The sequence below is a fragment of the Pseudomonas nitroreducens genome (assembly GCF_024170165.1).
In the GTDB taxonomy this organism is placed as follows: Bacteria; Pseudomonadota; Gammaproteobacteria; order Pseudomonadales; family Pseudomonadaceae; genus Pseudomonas; species Pseudomonas nitroreducens_C.
Window position 1 is genome coordinate 240550 of sequence record NZ_JALJXP010000009.1, and the last position, 21927, is coordinate 262476.

Consider the following 21927-nt stretch of genomic DNA (forward strand, 5'->3'; position numbering starts at 1 on the left):
TGGCTCCTCAGAGTTCGCTCAGGACCTGGTTCAGGGTGTCGATGAAGTGCTCGCCGTGCTCGGCCTCGAACACCAGTGGCGGGCGGATCTTGAGGATGTTGTCGTCGCCACCGATCTTGCTGATCAGCACGCCACGCTGGCGCATGGCGTTGACGATGCGCCGCGCTTCGAGGCCGGCCGGTTCGCGGCTGGCACGGTCGCGCACCAGTTCCACGGCGAAGAACAGGCCCTGGCCGCGCACGTCACCGATGATCGAGTGGCGCTCGGCGAGGCGGTGCAGTTCGGCACTGAGCTTTGCGCCCTGGCGCCGGGCGTTGCCTTGCAGGTCCTCTTCGGCGATCACATCCAGCACCGCCTGGCCGACGGCCGCCGCCACCGGCGAGCCGCCGAAGGTGTTGAAGTACATGTTGCTGCGGCCGAAGGTCTCGACGCGCTCGCGGTTGGTCACCACGCCGGCCAGGGGGAAGCCGTTGCCCATGGGTTTGCCGAGGGTGACGATGTCCGGCACCAGCGGGTGCGACTGGTGGCCCCACATGTGGTCGCCGGTGCGGGCGAAGCCCGATTGCACCTCGTCGGTGATCAACAGGCCGCCGGCCTCGCGCACCAGCCTGGCCACGCGCTCCAGGTAGCCGGCCGGCAGGCGCGGGATGCCTTCATTGGCGAACAGGGTGTCGATCAGCATCGCCGCGAGGCCGACACCGGCAGCCTGCAGTTCGGCGATGGCTTCAGCGACCTTGGCCACGTAACGGTCGGCGATCTGCTCGGGCGTGCCGTCGGCATGGTAAAGGCAGGGGATCGGCACGGCCCGCGCGTGGGCGGAGAACGGCTCGGAGCTGGGCAGCGCGGTAGTCACTGCCGCCAACGTGGTGGTGTTGCCGTGGTAGTTGTAGTCGCTGACGATCACGCCCTTGTTGCCGGTGGCGAAGCGCGCCATGCGCAGGGCCAGCTCATTGGCCTCGCTGCCGGTGCAGGTGAACATCAGGCTGTCCAGCGGTTCGGCGAAGGTTGCGGTGAGGCTCTCGGCATAGCGCACCACGCGCTCGTTGAGGTAGCGGGTGTGGATGTTCAGCGTCGCCGCCTGTTCGGCCATGGCCGCCACCACCGTCGGATGGCAGTGGCCGACGCAGGGCACGTTGTTGTAGCAGTCCAGGTAGCGTTTGCCGGCGGCGTCTATGAGCCAGACGCCTTCGCCCTTCACCAGCTCCAGCGGCTCGTCGTAGAACAGCGGCGAGGCATCGCCCATGACCTGGTGGCGGCGTTGCAGCAGGGTCGGTTCAGACATTCTCGGCATTCTCCAGGGGTTTGCCGGCGCGGCTGGCAGCGCGCAGCAGGTAGTTGAGGATGAGGGCGGCGACCACCAGGGCCAGGGCGCTGAGCATCGCCACTTCCAGCTGGAAGCAGGCGGCGATCACCACCAGCGTCAGCAGCATGCCGACGCTGGCCACGACGGGGCCGCCGCGCAGGCGGAAGGGGCGCACCAGGCCGGGCTGGGTGCGGTGCAGACGCAGGTAGGCGGCGAACAGCACCAGGTGGCAGCTGCCCAGCAGCAGGACGATGCACAGCAGGAGTTTTTCCGGCGGCACCAGGGTCAGCGGCAGGCCGATCACGGTCAGCACCAGCAGCGCCACGTAGGGTGCGCCGCGGCGGTTGGTGCGGGCCAGGGCGGCAGGGAAGAAGCCGTCGCGGGCCAGGGCGAACAGTTGTCGGGAGGCGGAGAACACCACCGAGAAGAAGGTCGCCAGCAGGCCGCACACGGCGCCGGAGCCGACCAGCAGCGGCAGCCAGTCGCGCTCGCCGTAGAGCCCGCCGTGGGTCATCGCGGCATACAGCGGATCCCCCGCATTGCCGACCACTTCCACACCGGCCGCTCCCGGCGCGCTGATCACCACGGTCAGGGCAGTCAGCAGCAGGGTAGCGACGGCGGCGATGATCCCGCGCGGCATGCTGCGGCCAGGGTCTGCGGCTTCTTCGGCGGCCGAGGCGACCTGTTCCAGGCAGATGAACATCCAGATGGCGAAGGGCACGCAGGCGAACACGCCGCCGACACTCACGCCCGGCAGTGCGCTGCCGGAAGTGGCCAGCAGGTTTTCCCAGTGCACGTGGGGCAGCATCGCGCCGCCGAAGGCCAGCAGCGCGATAGCGGCCACGGCGCCGGCCAGCAGGGTCAGCCCGAGGGCCTCACCAACGCCGATGATGTGGATGCCGATGATCACCGCGAACAGGCCGATGCGCACCGGCCAGCCGCCGAAGCCGAACACCGACTCCATGTAGGCGGCGAGGAAGTTGGCGGCGGCGCCGGTGCCGATGGTCAGCGCCAGTGCGCAGGCGGCGCCGACCAGGTAGCCGACGAAGGGCCCGAAGGCCAGCTGCGCGTAGGCGAACACACCGCCGGCGTGGGGCCGCGCGGTGGAGAGTTCGCACACGCACAGCGCCAGGCCGCCGCAGAGCACGGCCATCAGCAGGGTGGCGACGAGCATGTTGGCCCAGCCGCTGCTGGCCAGGCCGTAGTTCCAGCCGGAGAACTGCCCGGCGATGACCAGTGAAATGCCGAGCCCGGCGATCTGGGGCCAGCGGAGTACGCCTTGTTTGAGCATGGTGGTTGTCCCTTGCCTGTGGTTGTCGAATGGGTGAGCGGCAGTCAGCCGCGAGCGCCGGAGCGCAGCGGGCAAGGGAGGTGTTCGGCGAGTACCGAGGGTTGGGTGCGTGGAGTCATGGGGCGGCCCTTCTTGTTGTTTTATGCGGGAGTGCACGCGCCCGCCGTCAGGTGCAGCGGGCAGGGAGAAGGTACGAAGGGTGCGGGGTGGGGCGATATCAGAAATGCGCAAAGTCGCGGAGCGGACTGAACGCCGGGTTTCACCAGCAGGAGCGGGCCTGGCGTGCGGCCACAAAAAAGCCCCGCATGGCGCGGGGCTTTTTCATTCACTCTTCACTCAAGCGTGCGGACGCAGCTCGGTGCTGAGGCCGGCCTGGGCAATCGTTGCAATCGCCTCTTCGCGTGCGGCCTCGGAGTCGTACAGCTTGCTGGTCAGCAGTTCTGCACCGGTGTTATCGCGGATCACGAAGAAATTCTTGCCGCCGGGGGCCATCTGGCGCTTGTAGCGCTCGACGGCCGCACAGGAGCTGCGGAGGCTGTTGATCGCCTGCTCGGCTGCCTCCTGTGTGGGGTAGGCCAGAGTTTCCAGCAGAGTACCGTGGGCAGAGTTCTTGAGCAGAACGCGACGGTTGCCGCTGCTGAGTTCCTTGATTTCATACCAGCCGGGCATGTGTAGCTCCATATAACCGGTGTCAACGTCCTGTGGGTAGTCCCACAGGGTGACAGGCCAGTTTAGGAGGACAGGCGTTCTAATTGCATAGGAAAAGTCCTATTAATCATGGGGTTACTGTATCAATTTGTCTCAGAATCAGCCTGTCTCAGAACGTCGCCTTGACCTGCAGGCCGAGCAGCAGGGCGTTGTCGATGTCCTGGCCGGAGAAGGCGCCGGGCTCGATGACGTACTGCAGGTCTGGGCGCAAGGTCAGCCAGGGTGTGGCCTGGTAGCCGTAGCTCAGTTCGATCAGTTGTTCGCCGCTGTCCAGGTTGGGGAAGGTCTCGCCATTGGCAACGGCGTTGTCTTCCTGCACCTCGCGGCTGCGCGGGTTCAGTACGGCGCGGCCGTAGCCGAAGGCGAGGGTATCTTTCGGACGGCCGTCGAAGGGCTTGTAGAGCACCACGCCGGCGCCATACCACTTGGTGAACGGCGAGGCGGCGCTGCTCGCGGCCGAGGCCTGGCCGAACAGGTGCAGGCTGCGACCTTTCGAAGCCGGGTCGTTCCACACGGCCTGGTCCACCAGCAGGTAATGGCCGCTGCGGCCGGAGACTTCCTTATCGCTGCCGATACGCTGCACGTCGGAGCTGTCGTAATACCAGCCCAGCTTGTACTCGCCGGGCAGCTCGCCCTGTGGCTTGTAGACCAGCTCGATGGGCACCACGGTGCCGGTGGTGTGCTTGGGCGTGAGGTGCCAGGCGCGGCTGGAGTTGCCGTTGCTCTCCGGGTCGACGTTGAAGGCGGCGATACGCAGCTGCCAGTCGGGCGCGAAGCTGTATTTCACCCGCGCACCGAGATGCGCGTTGGGGTAGTTGGTCCAGCCGCTGCCGCCGGACATGTTCAGCGGGTGGCCGCAGAAGCCGGCGTTCATGAAGTTGCAGAGGATGCCGCTGTCCAGCCCGCCGACATCGTTGCCCATGGCCATGTAGCCGAGTTTGAGGTTCACGGCCTGGCTCAGGTCGCGCTCGTAGCTCAGTTCGGTCAGGCGGGTGTAGAGGCCGCCGTAGTTTTCCTGCACCGGCAGGCGGTTGCCCACCAGGTCCTCGGAGGCGCTGTTGCCGCGACGGTCGTTGATGGTCAGCTGGACCTTGCCGCCGTTGTCCAGGCCGTAGAGTTTCGACAGGTCGAACTGCACGCCCAGCTTGATGTTCTGCGAGTAGCGCGCCGAGCGGTGCAGGCCGCCGTGGGCGTTGTAGGCGGTCTCGCCGCTGTAGTCGCCGCTGAACCTGACGCCATCCTGTTCCAGCTGGTGGCGCAGGCCGCCCCAGTCGCCGGTCAGGGTGTTTCTTTCGAGCAGGCCTTCTTCGGCCAGCGCAGGCAGCGAGGCGACGCACAGCAGCAGGCCGGGCGTAAGGCGAAGGGAAGTGCGCATGGGGTTTCCTGAGCTTGAAGCGAATAAAAAAAGGCGCGGTGGTAGTGCCGCGCCGGAAGGAGGCGCCCGCACGAGGCGGGCGCGATGGGAGAGTTACGCGGGGTGGCTCACTGCTTGTCGGGCAGGGCGTAGGCCATCACGTAGTCGCCGCGGTCGGTGGACTGGCGTGCGCCGCCGGCGGTGATGACGATGAACTGCTTGCCGGTCCTGGGCGACACATAGGTCATCGGGCCGCCCTGGCTGCCGACGGGCAGGCGGGCCTTCCAGATTTCCTCGCCGTTGCCGCTGTCGTAGGCGCGCAGGTAGAAGTCCTGGGTGCCGGCGATGAACACCAGGCCGCCCTGGGTGGACAGCGTGCCGCCGAGGGTCGGCAGGCCGATGGGGATCGGCAGGTGCATGCGGATGCCCAGCGGGCCGGTGTCTTCCACGGTGCCCACCGGAACCTGCCAGGCCACCTGGCGGGTCTTCATGTCGATGGCGGTGAGGGTGCCGAACGGCGGCGCCTGGCAAGGGATGCCGGCCACCGAGAGGAAGCGGTTCTTGTTCACCGCGTAGGGCGTGCCCTTGAGCGGCACGGCGCCCATGCCGGTGTTCAGCGCTTCGCCGCCGCCGGCCGCCGCGCCCTGGTTGGCCGAGGGGATCATCTGGATCCACAGGCCCAGGCGCATGTCGTTGACGAAGATGAAACCGTGCACCGGGTCGGTGGAGAGACTGCCCCAGTTCATGCCGCCCAGGGAGCCGGGGAAGCTCAGCGACAGGTCGGTGCCCGGTGCGGTGTAGAGGCCGTCGTAGCGCATCTTCTTGAAGTCGATGCGGCACAGCAACTGGTCATAGGGCGTGGCGCCCCACATGTCCGACTCGGTGAGGGTCTGCGCACCGATCTGCGGCATGCCGACGGATTTCGGCTGGGTCGGCGAGTAGGGCTCGTTGGGAATGTTGCTCGGCTTGACCGGTACATCCTTCACTTCGGTGAGCGGCTGGCCGGTGGCGCGGTCGAGCACGTAGATCTGCCCGGCCTTGGTGCCGATCACCACGGCCGGCACGGTCTTGCCGTCGTCCCGGGTGAAGTCGATCAGGCTCGGCTGCATCGGCAGGTCGAAGTCCCAGAGGTCGTTGTGCACGGTCTGGTAGACCCACTTCTCGGCGCCGGTGCTGGCGTCCAGGGCGAGGATCGAGGCGCCGTAGGTGTGGTCGAGCTTGCTGCGTTCCACGCCATAGATATCGGTGGAGGAGCTGCCCATGGGCAGGAAGACGGTGTTCATCGCCGGGTCGTAGGACATCGGCGCCCAGCTGTTGGGGGTGCTGCGCACGTAGGTCCTGCCGTCCGCCGGGGCCTGCTTGTCCTCCGGGTTGCCCGGATCGAAGGCCCAGCGCATGGCTCCGGTGATGACGTCGAAGCCGCGGATCACGCCGCCGGGCATATCGGTCTGAACGTTGTCCGCGACGCGGCCGTCGACCACCACGGTGGTACCGGCCATCAGCGGGGCGGAGGAGAGCTGGTAGTAGGAATCGGGCACGTCACCCAGGCCGGCCTTCAGATCCACCTGGCCGTTGTTGCCGAAGCCCTGGCAGAACTCGCCGGTGTCGGCGTCCACCGCGATCAGGCGCGCGTCAATGGTGTTGGTCAGCAGGCGACGCTGGCAGTTGGCACCTGCCGGCACGCTGGCGGCGATGACCTGCGAGCTGTTCGGCTGGGTCGGCTGGGCGATCTGTTGGGTGGCATCGAAATAGGCCATGCCACGGCAGCGCTGCCAGACCTTGGACTGGGCGTTGATCTCGTTCTTCCAGAGTTCCTTGCCGGTGTCCGCGTCGAGGGCGATCAGGTTGTTGTGCGGGGTGCAGATGAACACCTTGTCGCCAACCTGCAGCGGGGTGAGCTGGTCTTCCGCGCCGTTGCCGTCGCTGATCGCCACGTCGCCGGTGTGGTAGGTCCAGGCCACCTTGAGCTGGTCGACGTTGCCGCGGTTGATCTGGTCCAGCGCGGCGAAGCGGCTGCCGCCCTCGGTGTTGCCGTAGTGGGCCCAGTCCTTCTGTGCGTGCGCCGGGTCGACGGGAGTCAGGCCAGGACCCTTGCCGGTGGGCGCAACGCTGGGGTGGGCGACGAACATGTTGCCGGCGGCGATCACCACCAGCACTGCCAGCACGCCGGCGATGCCGTATGCACCGCGACCAGCTTCGCGGCCGGCGGGGCGCGCCAGCAGCGGGTAGACCAGCGCAACGACCACGCCAATCGCGCTGAACATGAACAGGCGCGAGAACAGTGGCCAGAACACCAGGCCGGTGTCGGCCACGGCCCAGACCGCGGTGGCCACCAGGAAGGCGGCGAACAGCCAGGCGCCGGCCGGCTTGCGAAGGGCGATCAGCAGGCCGGATACGGCCATGGCCAGACCGCCGATGAGGAAGTACCAGGAACCGCCGAGGCTGACCAGGCGGATGCCGCCGGCGGCCAGGGCGAGGCCGAGGAGGGCGATGACCACGCCCAGGCCGAGGAGGATGAAAGTGCTCACGCGGGAGGCGCGCTGTACCGGTTTCATACAGAAGGTTCTCACTGTTGGATTCGCCGATTATACTCTTAGCAAGCTAATTAACTAGATAGTACAAACGTCGAAGTTAAAAAACCGGATGAATGAAATAGCCTCTCGCACGCTCATTTTCCGCAACATCCCGACCGATCAACCCTCTGTGCAGAGGCTGCCGAGACTGGCAGCATCGCTGCTCGGTCCTACAGAAGAATCCTAGCCGCCGTGCCTGTCTCCCGCTCCGCTGTGCCCGCCCGACTCAAACTGCTGCCGCTGCTGATCTGCGGCGTCGCCCACGGCCAACTGGCCCGCGCCGCTGACTCGCAGAGCGCCGAGGAAGCGCTGGCCGCGCCCATGGTGGTGACGGGTGCCTATGCGCCGGTGTCGAGCTTCGATTTGCCGTTCTCCATCGATACCGTGCAGCAGCCGCAGCTCAGCGACGGCCAGCTCGGCGTCAATGCCTCCGAAGTGCTGCAGCGGGTGCCCGGCCTGGTGGTGCAGAACCGCCAGAACTACGCCCAGGATCTGCAGATATCCTCCCGTGGTTATGGCGCGCGCTCGGCCTTCGGCATTCGCGGGCTGAAGCTGCTCAGCGACGGCATCCCCGCCAGCACACCGGACGGCCAGGGCCAGGCGGCAACGCTGAACCTCGATGTCGCCGACCGCATCGAAGTGCTGCGCGGCCCGGCCTCGACGCTGTACGGCAGCAACAGCGGCGGGGTGATCCAGATGTTCTCCCGCGACGGCTACGGCCCGCCCAAGGTTGGCGCGGAAACCACCTTCGGCAGCGACGGCTTCAACAAGAACCACCTGTATGCCGAGGGCGGCACCGACCAGGCCGGGTTCCTGCTCGATGCTTCGCGCATGGACACCGATGGCTACCGTGACCACAGCGCTGCGCGCCGCGACCAGACCTTCGCCAAGCTCAATTTCAAGCCCGACGAAGACAGCCGCCTGGCGCTGATCTACAGCAGCCTGGAGCAGAACAACACGCAGGACCCGCTGGGCCAGACCTGGGATGCCTATAAGCACGACCCGCGCTCCGTGGCGCCGGCTGCCGAGCTGTACAACACGCGCAAGAGCATCGACCACCAGCAGTTGGGCATGAACTACGAGCGCTACTTCGGTGACGCGACACTGCAGTTCAACCTCTACGCCGGCCAGCGCAGCGTAGTGCAGTACCTGTCGATCCCGCGGGGCGTGGTTTCCAACGCCCAGCGCGGTGGCGGCGTGGTGGATTTCGACCGCGAATTCCACGGCGGCACCCTGCGCTGGATCCAGCCGGTGCACGGCGTGCCGGGCGAGCTGACCGTCACCACCGGGGTGGACTACGACCGCAGCGAGGATGACCGCAAGGGCTTCCAGAACTTCAGCGGCGACCAGCTGGGCGTGAAGGGCGAGCTGCGGCGCAACGAGAACGACATCGCCACCAGCCTCGACCCTTATGTGCAGGCGCGCTGGGAGCTGGGCAACTGGACCTTCGACGCCGGCCTGCGGCACAGCACGATGAAGATGGAAGTGGATGACCACTACCTGGCCAACGGCGATTCCAGCGGCTCGAAGAAGTACCAGCAGAACAACCCGTCGCTCTCGCTGATGTACGCCTTTACCCCCGAGCTGCACGGCTACGTCAGCGCCGGCAAGGGCTTCGAGACCCCGACCCAGGCCGAGATGGCCTACGCGCCGGGCCTGGCCGAGAGCTTCAACTTCGGCCTCGACCCGGCCACCAGCACCCAGTACGAGATCGGCCTGAAGGCCAGGGTCGCGGGTAGTACGCGGGTCAACGCGGCGATCTTCGAGATTCGCACCGATGACGAGATCGTCGTCGCCAGCTCCACCGACGGCCGCACCAGCTACCAGAATGCTGGCAGGACCCTGCGCCGGGGCTTCGAGCTGGGCGTGCAGAGCGACCTCTCCGAGCACTGGCAGGCCAACCTGGCCTACACCCGCCTGGACGCCACCTACGACGAGGACTTCGTCGAGAGCGGCAGCACCATCGAGAAGGGCAATCACCTTCCCGGCGTGCCTGGCAGCAGCCTGTTCGGCGAGCTGGTGTGGAAGCCGCAGGACGGCATCAGCATGGGCTTCGAAGGCCAGTACCGCAGCAAGGTGTATGTCGAGGACAGCAACGAGGACAAACCGGCGCCCAGTTACGCGGTGTTCAACTGGCGCACCCGCTTCGAGCAGCACGTCGGGCCCTGGACCTTCCACCAGCTGGTGCGCCTGGACAACCTGCTGGATCGCCAGTACGTCGGCTCGGTGATAGTCGGCGACAGCAACGGGCGTTACTACGAGGCGGCGCCGGGGCGGTCGTGGTATGCGGGGGCGGGGCTGGAGTACCGCTTCGATTGAGTGGGCGTCGGCTCTGCCGACGGATCGCGGGCACGGCCCGCTCCTGCAATGTTCCGATTGTCGTCTGCGGGGCGCCATAACGCCCCTGAATCCTCTATCCTCGCGTCCTTTGCATTTCCTTGAGACGAGTTGGTAATGGGCAGATGGGCAATGGGCGCACTGTTGATGTGCGTGGCGGGCATGGCGTCGGCGGCTGACCCGCTGTTCGGCAAGTACAACTACGGCGCGGCGCAGAAAGGCTTTGGCAAGCAGCAGGGCTTCGTCGAGTGCCTGCAGCCCATGGGTGTCACCGCGCGCTGCAAGGATGGCGTGGACTACGCCGGCACGCGCTTCCGCCTGGCGCTGACCTTCGACAAGCAGAAACTGGTCGAAGCGGTGCTGTACAGCGAATACAGCGACGCCGCCTACCGGCGCCTGCTGCAGGAGGTGGCCAAGCGTTTCATGCTGGTGGCCATCGCCGACGACAAGAGCGTGGTCGACGTCCTGGCGCACACCCTCAACCCGAACCGCACCGAGGCCGACGCCAAGGCCATCGGTGACTTCGAGACCCATGCCCTGCGCAACGGGATGATCAGCTACCGCCTTTACGAGCAGCTCGACCAGTACATCAAGCCGGGCCTCGACGCCCGCCAGGTGCTGGCCACGGTGCCGTCGAGCATCCGCGTGGCCGAGGTCACGGTGAAACACGGCAAGTCCGATAACTGGCTGATCGTGAAGTTCTCCAAGCCGGGACTCGCCCCCAAGAAGACCCGCAACTGAGGGAAGGAGCGGACCCCGTCCGCGATTGCTACGCCGCGGGCACCTCGCCTTAGCGCGGCCTGAAGAGATCGCGGACGGAATCCGCTTCTACAGGGAGCCCTGCACGAGGGCCAGCCCTCTCCCTAACCCTCTCCCTGAAGGGAGAGGGGACCGTTCGGTGCAGGATGAAACCATGGTGTTAGCTGGCACGCTCTGCTCCCTCTCCCTTCGGAGCGGGGCGCGCAGCCAGGGCGGGGGAGAGGGAAGCCCCAGGCACTGATCTTCAGAAGAAGAGAGTTGTTCCTGCAAAGGCTTCGGCTTCATATCTTCGTATGAGGCCTTCCCCCGGATTGCATGGAATGGACGATTGTTCGCCACTGGCCTGACGCAGGACAGTGGCGCCACTACCGTCCAACCTGGAATCCGCACATGAAACGTTCCCTGTGGCTGGAGGAAATCGCCTCCGAGCTCACTCCGCTGCCCGCGCTGGAAGGCCCGCTCGAAGTCGACGTGGCCATCGTCGGCGGCGGCTTCGTCGGCCTCTGGACCGCGCTGCGCCTGCTCGAACTCAAGCCTGACTGCCGTATCGCCATTATCGAGCGCGACATCTGCGGTGGCGGCGCTTCGGGGCGCAACGGCGGCTTCGTCATGTCCTGGTGGCCGAAGATCAGTTCGTTGGCCGCGCAGTGCGGCAAGGACGAGGCACTGCGCCTGGCCCGTGCCTCGGCGGCGGCCATCGGTGAGATCGAAGACTTCTGCAAGACCCATGACATCGACGCGCACTTCCGCCGTGCCGGCTGGCTGTGGACTGCCACCACCGACGCCCAACGCGGGGCCTGGAAGGGCGTGCAGCAGACCTGCGAGCGCCTCGGCGAGCCGGTGTTCCAGTCGCTCTCCGACAGCGAAGTGGCAAGCCGCGCCGGCTCTGCGAAGCATCTCGAAGGCGTGCTCGAAGCCAGCAACGCCACCGTGCAGCCGGCCCGCCTGGTGCGTGGCCTGCGCCGGGTGGCGCTGGAGAAGGGCGTGCGCATCTTCGAGAACACCCCGATGCTCAGCTTCGATCGCGGCCGGCCGGCAGTGATCCGCACCCCCGGCGGCGAACTGCGCGCGCCGAAGGTGGTAATGGCGACCAACGCCTGGGCGGCGGCGATTCCCGAACTGCGCCGCACCATCCTGCCGGTGACCAGCACCGTGGTCGCCACCGCGCCGATCCCCGAGCGCCTGGAACAGATCGGCTGGACCGGCGGCGAAGCCATCACCGACTCGCAACTGATGGTCGACTACTACCGCACCACGCAGGATGGCCGCATCGCCTTCGGCAAGGGCACCGGGATGATCAGCTTCGCCAGTCGCATCGACGAGCGCTACGACCATAACCCGCAGCTCAGCGAAGACACCGAGCAGGACCTGCGTCGTACCTACCCGCAACTGGGCGACGTGCCGGTGACCCACAGCTGGTCCGGTCCCATCGACCGCACCTACGACAGCCTGCCGGTGTTCGGCCACCTGGAGGGCGCGCCGCACATCGTCTACGGCATCGGCTGGAGCGGCAACGGCGTCGGCCCGAGCCGCCTGGGCGGGCGCATCCTCGCCAGCCTGGCGCTGGGTATCGATGACGAATGGAGCCGCTGCGGCCTGGTTGGCCGGCAACCCAAACGCTTCCCGCTCGAACCGGTGCGCTACGTCGGCGGCCTGATGGTGCGCGGCGCGGTGCAACGCAAGGAGCAGGCCGAGGCGCAGAACCGCAAGGGCGGCTGGCTCGACCGTACCCTGGCCGGCTTCGCTCCGGCAGGGCTCGAAGACAAGGACCTCTAGGAGAAGATCCCATGCCCCAACCCATCCTGCTCACCGGCACCGCCGGCCTCGAACTGCCGGCGCTTCAGCCGGTGAAGGAATCCCTGGGTACTCCGGTCTCCCGCAGCGCGAGCCACGCCGAGGAAGGCGAGGACGGTCTGCTCACCGGCGTCTGGGAATGCACGCCCGGCCGCTGGCGGCGCCAGGTGCTGTCGCGGGAATTCAGCCACTTCATCAGCGGCCACTGCCTGTTCATCCCGGACGACGGCGAGCCGATCGAACTGCGCGCCGGCGACGCCGTGCTGTTCCCGGCGAACTGTCAGGGCACCTGGGATATCCGCGAGACGGTGCGCAAGAGCTTCGTGATCATTCCCTGATCCCGGCAATGTCAGCCGAGCGCAGCGCGATCCAGAGGACGGCCACGTCCTCGGTGCAGTCCAGCGAGCGCTCGGTGATTTCCTCAATACGGCGGATGCGGTAGACCAGCGTCTGCTTGTGCACGTTGAGCAATTGCGCGGCCTTCTGCCAGGAACGGTTCTGCTCGAGGAAGACGCGCAGGGTGTGCTGCAGCTGGCCACCCTGTTGCGCGTCGTAATCCGCCAGCGCACCGAGCACCCGGCGATGTACGCGCCGCGCTTCTTCCAGGCTGGCCGGCAGCCAGGACTGCTCGCCCTGGGCATCGGCATAGGCCACCAGCGGCCGCTGACGGTTGGCATGGGCCAGCGCCAGGCGTGCCTCGCGCAGCGCTTCCACCGCCCGCAGCGCATGGCCCAGCGGGTTGCTATGGCCGAGGGTGCAGTCCAGCTCCGCCTGTAGCGTTTCTGCCTGTGCCGGATCGCTCAGCAGCAGGATCAACTCGTTGCCCTGGTGGCGCACCAACAGGCCCATTCCCAATCGCTGAAGACGTTGCTGCCAGTGCCTTGGCAGCTCACCGGAGGCGCGCGCCAGCACCAGGCAGGCGCCATCCACCGGGCAGTTCAGCTGCGCCAGGCGCTCCTGCGCGGCGCGCTCGGTGAGGCGTTGCTGCAGCAGATCGTCCAGCAGTTCCGAACCGAGCCGCAGCATGCGCTCATGCTCGACCTGGGCGCGCTCCAGCTCGATCCCCAGTACCGCCACGACGTGATGCAGCAGGCCGTAGTCGAGCAGCTCGCCTCCGGTGGCGAGGATCTCGCAGGTCGTCAGCGACGGCAGCGGCATCACCAGCGCTTCCTGCTCGCCATTGCTGCAGCGGGTCACGGTGTCCGGCACCGAGCGGCGCAGGGCAAGGCTCGCCCGCCAGCTGTCGGGCAGTGGCGGCAGGCCTTCCTGCCAGGGTTGCAGGGCGGCTGAATCGAACAGGAACAGCTGCGCGCGCACGTCGCTGCACAGCCGGCGCAACAGGCCGGCGAGGCCGAGACCGCGCAGGCCGATGCGGGCGCTTTCATAGACGCGCGTGACGGCGCTGCGGCGCTCGTGCTCTTCCTGCTTGCTGGCATCGACGATGGCGCGGGTGACGGCGGAGAAGGGCACCGCGTAATCGGTCATCAGCAGCGGGAAACCCAGCTGGCAGGCTTCGTCCCGCAGGGCCTGGATATCCGCCGGGGCCTGCATGTTCTCGCCGATCATCAGCCCGGAGATGCGTGCCCCGGCCAGGCGTTGCAGGTAATCCCGCTGCGCCTGGGCCTCGCTGGGAATACCGATGCCGGTGGTCATCAGCAGGTCGCCTTCGCCCAGCCACTGGGTCGGGTCCGCCAGCTCGCACACGTGCGCCCAGCGCAGGCGCCGGCCGACGCCTTCGCTGCCGCCGAGCAGGCGGGTGCGCAGGGAGGCGTTGTCGAGGATGTCCTGAATATGGAAAGGCATGGCGGGTCCGCGGGCAGGAGTGGCGATCGATCGGGCCGGCAAGCATGCCACCAAGCGCGAGGCCTTGTCGCGTCTGGCTTGGGCGAGCCATGCGGGCTTCGTACCGGGATACGAGCGGGGCCTTCCGAATTGTAGTTCCGTCTGATTGTGGAGCCTGGCGGCGGCCCCAAGACTAGCTGGCAGTGCGCCATGCGAGCCCTTGGAGGCCGCGGATGGCGCCGCCTGCCGTGAGGCGGGCCGTCTACTCACCGGAGACCATAACAATGAACAAGATCCTGAGTTCCTCCATCGCCTGCGCCCTGGGTTGCGCGGCGACTTTCCCTGCTTTCGCCGACCTCACCGTGGTATCCCATGGCGGCGCCAACAAGGCTGCCCAGGTCAAGGCCTTCTACCAACCCTACATGCAGCAGAGCGGCAGCCGCCTGATCGCCGACGAGTTCAATGGCGAGATGGCCAAGGTCAAGGTGCAGGTGGACACCGGCAGCGTCTCCTGGGACGTGGTGGAGATGGAAATGCCGGAACTGGCGCGGGCCTGCGACGAAGGCCTGCTGCAGGAAATCGGCGAGCAGCCGGGCATTGCCAAACTCGCCCCGGATCTGCTGGAAGGCGCGGTACAGCCGTGCGGTGTGGGCTTCTTCGTCTGGTCCACGGTGCTGGCCTACAACGCCGACAAGCTCAAGAGCGCGCCGACCGGCTGGGCGGATTTCTGGGACACGCAGAAATTCCCCGGCAAGCGCGGCCTGCGCAAGGGCGCGATGTACACCCTGGAGTTCGCCCTGATGGCCGACGGCGTGGCGCCGAAGGATGTCTACGCCGTGCTCGGGACGAAGGAAGGCCAGGACCGCGCCTTCAGGAAGCTCGACCAGATCAAGCCGAGCATCCAGTGGTGGGAAGCCGGCGCACAGCCGCCGCAGTACCTGGCTTCCGGTGATGTGGTGATGAGTTCCGCCTACAACGGGCGGATCGCCGCCGTACAGGACGAAAGCCAGCTGCGCGTGGTGTGGAATGGCGGCATCTATGACATGGACGCCTTCGCCATTCCCAAGGGCGCGAAGCATACCGAGGAAGGCCTGCGCTTCATCCAGTACGTGCTGCAGACCGAGCAGCAGAAGAACTATGCGCAGCAGATCGCCTACGGCCCGGTGAACCGCGCCGCCGTCCCGCTGGTGGACGCTGCCCGCCGCACCAACATGCCGACCGACGAGGCCAACCTGGCCGGGCAGGTGGCGATGAACGCCGCCTTCTGGGCCGACCATGGCGAGCAGCTGGAACAGCGCTTCAACGCCTGGGCCGCCAAGCAGTAAAGCTTCACAGTGTGCGGCGAGGCCGCACTTTCAGGCCGCCTTCGGGCGGCCTTTTTTTGTGCGCGCCAGTTCAGCGGACCGTGCGAGGTGTCCCGGTAGGAGCGGGCCATGCCCGCGAACCGTGGACGAAGTCCGCGGCCCCGTCGTGCGTCGGTACCATAAGCCCTGCACGGGGTTCCGCGTCAGGCACAAAAAAGCCCATCGGGTATGCCGATGGGCTTCGGGTCAAGCGCGGGAGCGGATCAGGTCGCCAGGCTCAGCGATGCCGATTGCTGCAGCGAGCGCCCTTTGGTTTCCGGCGCCCACGCCAGGCAGATGAAGAACGCCAGCAGGGTAATTGCCGCACCGATCAGCAGGGTTGCCTGCAGGCCGATGGATTCGATGCCGATGGGCATCAGGTAGGTGCCGGTCGCCGCGCCGATCCGGCTGAAGCCCACGGCTACACCGACAGCGGTGGCGCGTACGGAGGTGGGGAACAGCTCGTTGGGGTAGATCCATTCCAGGATGCTCGGGCCGCCGGAGACGAAGGCGTAGAAGGCGAAGGCGCCGACGATGAACCAGGCCGGGGCGTCTGCCCACAGGCCCAGGGCCAGCAGCGGCAACGCCATCAGTGCGAAGGGCACCACCACCATGGGACGGCGGCCCCAGGTTTCCACCAGCTTCAGCGCCGGGATCACGCCGATGGCGAAGAGGATGGCGATCATCAGCTCGCCCAGGGTCGAGGAGTTCTCGCCTTTGATGCCGGCGGTCAGCAGGATCATGCTGCCGAAGGTGTAGAGCACGTATTGCGGGGTGATCTGCGCGAAGTAGAGCATGCCGCACATGATGGTGCGCTTGAGGTAGCCGCCCGAGGAAATCATCTTCAGGTCGCTTTTCCACGAACGATGGCGACCGCCGTCATTCAGCTCGGCGACATCGGCGGGGGTGATCACCACGTCCTTGTCGTAGACCAGCTTGATGACTTTCTGCGCTTCCTCGATGCGCCCCTTGCTGGCCAGCCAGCGCGGCGACTCCGGGATGCCGCGGCGGATCAGCACGACGATGATGCCCACCACCGCGCCGCTGAACAGCATCCAGCGCCACAGCGAGTGATCACCGGTCCAGGAGACCATGAGGTAGCCGACGATGAACGCGGTCATGGCGCCGCAGGACCAGGCCAGCCCCGACACGCCGATCATGAAGCCGCGGCGCTTGGACGGGGTGAACTCGGTGAGCAGCGAGGTGGCGATGGGGTAGTCCGCACCCACGGCGAGGCCGATGACGAAGCGCAGCACGATCAGTTGCCAGGCCTCGGTGACGAACGCCGACAGGCCGCAGGCGATCACCAGCACGGTGAGGTCCAGGGCGTACATGGTTTCCCGGCCGATGCGGTCGGTGATGGCGCCGAACACCGTGGCGCCGAAGAAAATGCCCAGCAGCGAGGCCGCGCCGATCAGGCCGGTTTCCACCGAGGTGGCGGCGATGTCCTGGCCGAAGCCGATCAGCGCGATGCCGATCAGGCTGAGGATGTAGCCATCGAGGAAGGGGCCGCCGCAGCAGGCCAGCAGCAATTTCCGGTGAAATTTCGATACCGGGGAATGTTCAATGACATCAAACACGCTCATGGGTACAACCTTTGTTGAATTTGTAAGTGGCCGGGCAGGCAGCTTTCCGGGGCCGGCAGCGGGCGGCAGGAGCCCGTTTTCAGGGGCCGGCAAGGGGAGGGAGAGGGTGCAGGGGGAGGCTCGGGCGGACAATTCACCCAAGGTAAGAAGTGCGGCGATGGCGCCTGTACGATCGTATGAGCGGCGCCGCTGTGGGGCTCAGCGCGTGCTGGCCTGTTGCAGCAGCAGGTGGACGGTTGCGCAGCAGCCTTGCCCCGGCAGGTGGGAAACCTGCAACTCGCCGCCGATGCTGTTGATCAGGTGCTGGGCGATATTCAGGCTCAGGCTGTTGCGGGACGGGTTGCGCGCGGGATAGTCGCGGGTCAGTTCGGAAAGGGAGTAGGCGCGCAGTTCGCGGCGCTTGCTGCCCGGAATGCCTTCGAGGGTGATGCGTACGCCCATCTGCTGTTGCTTCGGGCTGGCGGCGATGCGCAGCTGGACGCTGCCGTCGTCGGTCAGGTCGATCACGTAAAGGCCCAGGTGCCGTAGGGCTTCGCGCAGGGACTTGGCGTCCACCAGCAGTTCTTTCCTCGAGCGGCTGTCGGTCTCCAGTTTCAGCGGCAACTGCTTCTGGTCGGCTTGGGCGTGGAGCACGTCGAGGACTTCGGCGGCGAGCTCGTCCAGCCGCGCCGGTAGCAGGGGGACTTCGTCCTGGGCGATGAGCGCACGTTTGAGCGAGCCGCCGTGCACCCGCAGCTCCTCGAGGATCGCCAGGGCCTGGTCGAGATCCGTGGCGTTGGGCTGCGCCAGGGTGCCGGCAAGCGCCTCGATACGTTCGTTGAGATGGGTCGTCGCGCTGGTGAACAGGTCGGTCAGTTGCTGGTGCGCCAGTTCGCTGGCCTCGGCCCGGCTGCGCAGCTCGTTGAGTTGATCGTAGCGCTCGGTGATGTCGGTGCTGCAGCAGATCATTCCGAGCAGATTGCCGTCGCCGTCGCGGTAGGGCGTGCCCCAGTGGTGCAGCACGCGGCGTTCGCCGTGGACCGAGAGCTCGATGTCCTTGCTGAAGGATTGCTCTTCGCTGAGGGCGCGCTGCAGGAAACGCAACATGTTGCGGGCATCGGTCGGCTGGTACCAGTCCACCTCGGTGGTGCGGGTGCCGAGCACGTCGTCCAGGTCCGCCTGGTACAGCTCCAGGTGGGCCGGGTTGGCGTATACCAGGCGCGCTTCGGTATCCCGCACATAAAAGGCCGCCGGCAGACTTTCCACCATGGAGCGCCACAGGGGGGCCTCACCGCCGTCGGCGCCCGCGTCATGGGTATGGCTTGCCGGTGCCGCGAGATGATTGCGGCGGGCGAAGTCGATCAGCTCGAGCATGCTGGAGAGGTTGAGCTTGCTGCGCATGCGTGCGCGGTAGGTGCTGACGGATTTTTCGCTGATGGTCAGCTCGTGGGCGATCTCCTGGTTGCTGTAGCCGCTGGCGAGCAGGCTGAGCACGCTGAGTTCGCGGTTGGACAGCGAAGCGACGCGCTCGGCGTCGTTCTCGTGCAGGCTGGCGCGGTGCACGCTGCCGAGGGTTTCGGCGGGGAAATAGCTGTGTCCGCGCAGGACCACCGCGAGGGCTTCCTTGAGCCGATCGATGTCCTGGTGCTTGCTGACGAAGCCCGAGGCGCCCACCTGCAGGAAACGGCCGACGTAGTGCTCCGAGTCCTGGGTGCTGTAGCCCAGGATCGGCAGCGTCAGGCCGCGGCTGCGCAGGCGCGAGATGACATCCAGGCCGGTGAGCTGCGACAGGTCGATGTCGATGATCAGCAGGTCCGGCGCCAGCCGGGTGGTCAGGCTCAGTGCTTCGAGACCGTTGCAGGCCTCGCCGACCACCGTGTGGCGCTCCGCCTGCAGCAGCATGCGCACCGCGTAGCGGGTCATCGGGTGTTCGTCCGCGATCAGTATCCGCGCCATCTGTTCCCCCTGGGTTGCCCTTCACTCTAGGGCATGGTGTTCGTACTCGTGTAATCATTTTCCTACAAATCGTGACTGGTTTTCGCATCCTCACTTTGAGCGGGCACGCCAAGAATGGGCTCAACCGCTTCCCCTCAAGGTGACTCGCCATGGAACCCCTCACACGCAGTCCCAACCTTTCCCACACGCCGCTGGCGCTGATCATCGCCATGCTCATCGCCGCCCCGGCGCTGGCCGTGGACTTCAATACCCCGCAGGCTTTCACCGCCGGCAGCGCGCAACCCCACGCGCTGGTGCAGTCGAGCGTCGATATCGGCGGCAACGGCCCGGCCATCAACGTGCAGGGCACGGACTTCTCCCTGCGCGCTGTGCTGCTGCGCAATGCCGGTGGCGGCGGGGCGCTGCAGGGTCTTGGCGGCGCACAGCTGACCGCGACGGCGCTGGATGCGCAGACGCTCGGCGGCAGCAGCCCGGCTATCAGCCTGCTCGGCAGCTCCCTGCAACTGGGTGATTCGAATCTGGTGACGCGGGGCATCCAGAGCTTCGGTATCCGGATGACGGGGCCGTCGGCGCTGCAAGTCGAGCGTTCGTACATCGAGACCTTCGAGACCAGCAGCACCGGCATCCTCGTGGAAAGCGACACGCTGCCCGGCCGGGTCAGCCACTCGCAGATCCACACGCACAAGGCCGAGAGCGCCGGCATCGGCCTGAGCGCCAGCGGCCCGCTGGAACTGCTCGGCACACGGATTCTCACCGAGGGCAGCTCCAGCTACGGTGTTTCCGCGAACAACGGCAGCCAGGTGCTGCTGGGCCAGGGCAGTACGGTGAATACGCAGGGTGACTATGCCTCTGCGCTGAACGCCCGGGAAGGGTCGGCCATCGCCATGAGCGACGGCTCGGTGTTCACCCAGGGGCGCCAGTCCGCCGCCGCCTGGGCCGGCCGGTCCAGCCAGATCGAGCTGCAAGACACCCAGTTGCTGAGCGCCGGAGCCCAGTCCCCCGCGCTGGAGATCAGCGGCGACAGCCGCATCGGCCTGCAGGACAGCCAGGCCGCCAACGTCGATGGCAGTACCGTGCTGTTCTCCGGAGGGCAGGGTATCGGCCAGCTGGAACTGACCGGCTCGGCGCTCACCGGCCAGCAGGCCCTGATCGAGACCACCAGCGGCAGCCAGGGCCTGGTCGATGGCCAGGGCGCGCAGCTGCATGCGTTCGCCGGCAGTGCCTTCCTGGTTCGTCCGGACAGCGTGTTGAATGCCACTCTGCAGGGTTCGACCGTCGAGGCCTCGACCCTGGCCAGCGTCGAGGACAACGGCCAGTTCGACCTGCTCGCGAACGGCAGCACCCTGCATGGCAATACGCAACTGCTGGCTCCGTCCCGTGGCCGGCTGGACATGGACCTGGGCACCAGTACCTGGGAGTTTGCCGGCAACCCATCCCTGGGCAATCTGAAGCTGCGCGATTCCACGGTGTTCTTCAGCGGCCCGGGCTACCAGGTGCTGACGGTCAACGGCGACCTCACCGGCAATGGCCGCTTCCGCATGAAAACCGACCTGTCCACCTCCCGGGGTGACCTGCTGCAGGTACTGGGGCAGGCCCAGGGCAGCCACGAACTGCTGGTGGCCGACAGCGGCCGGGACGCCCAGGGCGCCCCGCTGAAACTGGTCGGTACCGGTGGCGGCGCCGGGCAGTTCAGCCTGCAGGGCGGTCATGTCGATGCCGGCGCCTTCCGCTATGGGCTGCAGCAGCAGGGCAACGACTGGTACCTGGTGCAGGCCGGCCAGGTCGCGCCGATGACGGCACTGAACCCTTCACTGCGCCCGCAATTGGTTCCGCAGCCCAATGGCAGCAGCATCCCGATGACCTCGCTCAACCCTTCGATCCCTCCGCAGAAGGTGCCGCAACCCAATGGCAGCAGCGTACCCATGACGCCGCTGAATCCGTCGATGCGTCCGCAACTCGTCCCGCAGCCCAATGGCAGCAGCATCCCGATGACTTCGCTCAACCCTTCGATCCCTCCGCAGAAGGTGCCCCAGCCCAACGGCAGCAGCGTGCCCATGACGCCGCTGAATCCGTCGATGCATCCGCAACTCGTCCCGCAGCCCAAGGTCGATACGCTGCCGATGGCGGCACTCACGCCGGCGACTCAACCCACAGTCGCCACCGGTGCCCCGTCCATGGCGATGAGTACACTGACCCCGGCATCGCGTCCGGCCGGCCAGGCGCAGCGCCTGTCCAAGGGGGCCAACGCCGCACTGGGCATGCAGACCGCCGCCGCCAACCTCTGGCAGAGCGAGCTGGGCACCCTGACGCGCCGGCTCGGCGAGCTGCGCCAGGGCCATGACCAGGGCGGCCTCTGGACCCGCGCCATGGGCGGCAAGCTGAATGTCGATACTGGCGACAGCCGCGCTTTCGACCAGCGCGTGAGCGGTGCCGAGATCGGCGCTGATCGCGCCATCGAACAGAGCCAGGGCACCCTCTATGTCGGCGGCATGCTCGGTGTCGGCCATGCCGACCAGGACTTCGGCGAACACAGCTCCGGCGATCTCGACAGCCGCAGCGTCGGCCTCTACGCCACCTACGTACGCGAAGACGGCTGGTACCTGGACTCGGTACTCAAGTACGACCACCTGCGCGGCGAAGTGAAGGTGCCGACCAATGTCGGCGGCCAGGTGCGCGGTCACTATGACTCCGATGCCTACGGCGCCAGTGTCGAACTGGGCCGTACCCTGCCACTGGGCCAGGGCTGGTTCGTCGAACCGCAGGTGCAGCTGGCCGCGGCCCATCTGCAAGGCCCGCAGTACACCAGCAGCGACGAGCTGAAGGTCGACGGCGACGCCGTGGACTCCGTGCAGGCGCGAGCTGGCGGCCGCTTCGGGCGCAACTGGCAGCTGGAATCCGGCACGCAGGTGGAGGGTTACCTCAGCGCCTCGTGGATCGACGAGCTGGCCGGGGACAGCACGGTGAAGGTCAACGGCCACGCGCTGGACAACCAGCTTCCCGGCTCGCGCGCCGAACTGGGCGCCGGCGCTTCGCTGCTGGTCAGCGCGCACCAGAAACTGATGGTCGAGGCCCACTACGCCAACGGCCACGAGATCGAACAGCCGCTGTCGCTGACCCTCGGCTACCGCTACCTCTGGTAACCGACCATCCCCGCTCGGGCGC

14 protein-coding genes are annotated in these 21927 nt (G+C 66.9%); 6 read left to right on the forward strand and 8 right to left on the reverse strand.

The window, feature by feature from the left end; genetic code table 11:
• Positions 1-7 precede the first annotated feature (7 nt).
• From J2T47_RS19370 to J2T47_RS19390, 5 genes are all read right to left on the reverse strand, one after another.
• The gene (locus J2T47_RS19370; protein ID WP_253450295.1) at positions 8-1282 is read right to left on the reverse strand and encodes an aspartate aminotransferase family protein; all 1275 of its coding nucleotides are present in this window, start codon (positions 1280-1282) and stop codon (positions 8-10) included.
• Positions 1275-2594, reverse strand: a complete 1320-nt coding sequence (locus J2T47_RS19375; protein WP_253450297.1) for an amino acid permease — start codon at positions 2592-2594, stop codon at positions 1275-1277. Before J2T47_RS19375 ends, J2T47_RS19370 begins: the two co-directional genes overlap by 8 nt.
• A 336-nt stretch (positions 2595-2930) precedes the next feature.
• Positions 2931-3263: a DUF1508 domain-containing protein gene (locus tag J2T47_RS19380; protein ID WP_253450299.1), complete on the reverse strand. Its 333-nt coding sequence runs from the start codon at positions 3261-3263 to the stop codon at positions 2931-2933.
• Positions 3264-3411: 148 nt separating this feature from the next.
• A complete protein-coding gene (locus J2T47_RS19385; protein ID WP_253450301.1) occupies positions 3412-4677 on the reverse strand; it encodes a carbohydrate porin in 1266 nt (421 codons plus the stop codon).
• A gap of 107 nt (positions 4678-4784) precedes the next feature.
• On the reverse strand, positions 4785-7211 hold the full coding sequence (locus J2T47_RS19390) for a glucose/quinate/shikimate family membrane-bound PQQ-dependent dehydrogenase (protein WP_253450302.1): 2427 nt from the start codon (positions 7209-7211) through the stop codon (positions 4785-4787).
• Between the two features lie 339 nt (positions 7212-7550).
• Between J2T47_RS19390 and J2T47_RS19395 the strand changes: the two genes are divergently transcribed.
• The 4 genes from J2T47_RS19395 (at position 7551) to J2T47_RS19410 (ending at position 12457) form a co-directional block, all read left to right on the forward strand.
• Positions 7551-9548 (forward strand): TonB-dependent receptor family protein, encoded by a 1998-nt coding sequence (locus J2T47_RS19395; protein WP_253450405.1) that lies wholly within the window; start codon positions 7551-7553, stop codon positions 9546-9548.
• A gap of 135 nt (positions 9549-9683) precedes the next feature.
• A complete protein-coding gene (locus tag J2T47_RS19400; RefSeq protein WP_253450304.1) occupies positions 9684-10307 on the forward strand; it encodes a hypothetical protein in 624 nt (207 codons plus the stop codon).
• 408 nt (positions 10308-10715) lie between these two features.
• On the forward strand, positions 10716-12101 hold the full coding sequence (locus J2T47_RS19405) for an NAD(P)/FAD-dependent oxidoreductase (RefSeq protein ID WP_253450306.1): 1386 nt from the start codon (positions 10716-10718) through the stop codon (positions 12099-12101).
• Between the two features lie 11 nt (positions 12102-12112).
• Positions 12113-12457 (forward strand): cupin domain-containing protein, encoded by a 345-nt coding sequence (locus tag J2T47_RS19410; RefSeq protein WP_253450308.1) that lies wholly within the window; start codon positions 12113-12115, stop codon positions 12455-12457.
• Here J2T47_RS19410 and J2T47_RS19415 read toward each other — a convergent pair.
• The gene (locus tag J2T47_RS19415) at positions 12447-13922 is read right to left on the reverse strand and encodes a PucR family transcriptional regulator (protein ID WP_253450310.1); all 1476 of its coding nucleotides are present in this window, start codon (positions 13920-13922) and stop codon (positions 12447-12449) included. The two genes, J2T47_RS19410 and J2T47_RS19415, sit on opposite strands and share 11 nt — an antisense overlap.
• 263 nt (positions 13923-14185) lie before the next feature.
• Between J2T47_RS19415 and J2T47_RS19420 the strand changes: the two genes are divergently transcribed.
• On the forward strand, positions 14186-15226 hold the full coding sequence (locus J2T47_RS19420; RefSeq protein WP_253450312.1) for an ABC transporter substrate-binding protein: 1041 nt from the start codon (positions 14186-14188) through the stop codon (positions 15224-15226).
• Positions 15227-15468: 242 nt separating this feature from the next.
• Here the strand turns inward: J2T47_RS19420 and J2T47_RS19425 are convergent, their stop codons facing one another.
• Together J2T47_RS19425 and J2T47_RS19430 are read right to left on the reverse strand one after the other, a co-directional pair.
• On the reverse strand, positions 15469-16830 hold the full coding sequence (locus J2T47_RS19425; protein ID WP_045217956.1) for an MFS transporter: 1362 nt from the start codon (positions 16828-16830) through the stop codon (positions 15469-15471).
• Between the two features lie 198 nt (positions 16831-17028).
• Positions 17029-18765, reverse strand: coding sequence for a response regulator (locus J2T47_RS19430; RefSeq protein WP_253450315.1), 1737 nt, complete (start codon positions 18763-18765; stop codon positions 17029-17031).
• Positions 18766-18914: 149 nt separating this feature from the next.
• Between J2T47_RS19430 and J2T47_RS19435 the strand changes: the two genes are divergently transcribed.
• Positions 18915-21905, forward strand: coding sequence for an autotransporter outer membrane beta-barrel domain-containing protein (locus J2T47_RS19435; protein ID WP_253450318.1), 2991 nt, complete (start codon positions 18915-18917; stop codon positions 21903-21905).
• The last annotated feature ends 22 nt before the right edge of the window (positions 21906-21927 follow it).

Excerpts from the sequence above, each read along its gene's own strand:
- J2T47_RS19375 (WP_253450297.1), bottom strand. The coding sequence starts at position 2,594 with ATGCTCAAACAAGGCGTACTCCGCTGGCCCCAGATCGCCGGGCTCGGC.
- J2T47_RS19380 (WP_253450299.1), bottom strand. The coding sequence starts at position 3,263 with ATGCCCGGCTGGTATGAAATCAAGGAACTCAGCAGCGGCAACCGTCGC.
- J2T47_RS19370 (WP_253450295.1), bottom strand. The coding sequence starts at position 1,282 with ATGTCTGAACCGACCCTGCTGCAACGCCGCCACCAGGTCATGGGCGAT.
- J2T47_RS19400 (WP_253450304.1), top strand. The coding sequence starts at position 9,684 with ATGGGCAGATGGGCAATGGGCGCACTGTTGATGTGCGTGGCGGGCATG.
- J2T47_RS19385 (WP_253450301.1), bottom strand. The coding sequence starts at position 4,677 with ATGCGCACTTCCCTTCGCCTTACGCCCGGCCTGCTGCTGTGCGTCGCC.
- J2T47_RS19410 (WP_253450308.1), top strand. The coding sequence starts at position 12,113 with ATGCCCCAACCCATCCTGCTCACCGGCACCGCCGGCCTCGAACTGCCG.
- J2T47_RS19430 (WP_253450315.1), bottom strand. The coding sequence starts at position 18,765 with ATGGCGCGGATACTGATCGCGGACGAACACCCGATGACCCGCTACGCG.
- J2T47_RS19405 (WP_253450306.1), top strand. The coding sequence starts at position 10,716 with ATGAAACGTTCCCTGTGGCTGGAGGAAATCGCCTCCGAGCTCACTCCG.
- J2T47_RS19435 (WP_253450318.1), top strand. The coding sequence starts at position 18,915 with ATGGAACCCCTCACACGCAGTCCCAACCTTTCCCACACGCCGCTGGCG.
- J2T47_RS19395 (WP_253450405.1), top strand. The coding sequence starts at position 7,551 with ATGGTGGTGACGGGTGCCTATGCGCCGGTGTCGAGCTTCGATTTGCCG.
- J2T47_RS19425 (WP_045217956.1), bottom strand. The coding sequence starts at position 16,830 with ATGAGCGTGTTTGATGTCATTGAACATTCCCCGGTATCGAAATTTCAC.
- J2T47_RS19420 (WP_253450312.1), top strand. The coding sequence starts at position 14,186 with ATGAACAAGATCCTGAGTTCCTCCATCGCCTGCGCCCTGGGTTGCGCG.
- J2T47_RS19415 (WP_253450310.1), bottom strand. The coding sequence starts at position 13,922 with ATGCCTTTCCATATTCAGGACATCCTCGACAACGCCTCCCTGCGCACC.
- J2T47_RS19390 (WP_253450302.1), bottom strand. The coding sequence starts at position 7,211 with ATGAAACCGGTACAGCGCGCCTCCCGCGTGAGCACTTTCATCCTCCTC.